Origin of the sequence: Thiolapillus sp., from assembly GCF_048562965.1 — a bacterium.
GTDB lineage: Bacteria > Pseudomonadota > Gammaproteobacteria > Chromatiales > Chromatiaceae > Thiolapillus > Thiolapillus brandeum_A.
Window position 1 is genome coordinate 1 of the sequence record NZ_JBHNMF010001252.1, and the last position, 752, is coordinate 752.

1 protein-coding gene is annotated in these 752 nt (G+C 50.7%); it reads left to right on the plus strand.

Annotation, left to right across the window (positions count from 1 at the left end):
- Positions 1–288 precede the first annotated feature (288 nt).
- A complete protein-coding gene (locus tag ACOCD2_RS23620) occupies positions 289–591 on the plus strand; it encodes a hypothetical protein (protein ID WP_294031825.1) in 303 nt (100 codons plus the stop codon).
- Positions 592–752: the final 161 nt, after the last annotated feature.

The following is a 752-nucleotide window of genomic DNA, read 5'->3' on the forward strand; positions in this document are numbered from 1 at the left end:
CCGGGCAAAGGCCTGGAAAGAAAGCGAATCCAACAGATAGAAGGCCAGTTCCTCGTAACTCACTTGCCGGTATTGCTTGAGAATTGCACAGCGTAGCACTGATTCCACTGGCAGTCCTTTCCTGATCCTCATCTTGCAGGCGAGATTCCTTGCGCGCCATCTCAGAGGGGATACGGACGCCTATATTCCTTATCTTCACAAGTAGGGATTTATCATGCTGATACTTGTTACCTAGTTCCCGTCTATAAATGCCAAGTCATTGAAATTCACAAGCGTGTCTTCGGCCTCGTGATAGATTTTGGGACATCCCAGTCCCCAAAATCGACTCGGCCTTTGACAACCTATTTGTTCCCCAGCCGTCCTGGTCACCAAGCACTACGCAACAACTTCGCAAGCTCGTTGCTGCTCCGTACTTGCCTCCCAATGACTGGACGCCGCGTTCGGAGGCCTACTTTGTTTTCCCTCTGGCGCAAGGCACGCCGGGAAAACAGTGCGGCCTCGCGGCTACTGGGGTCTACCAGCCTTCGCTTCGCTCTCCATGGCTGGCAGCGAGTGAAGCCTAAAATGCCGGTGGTTTCGCGATATATGTAATATGTTGTTTTAAAAGGTATTATTTTATGGGAAACGGAGTATTTACAGCATAGCTATTCAATTGAAGTCGTGTTCGCGCTACCACTCTGATAACTTTCCTATTATCATTGGCTTGCCGCAGGGCTGTTCCCTCGCCTGAAAAGGCGGGGGGGGATTGAAAC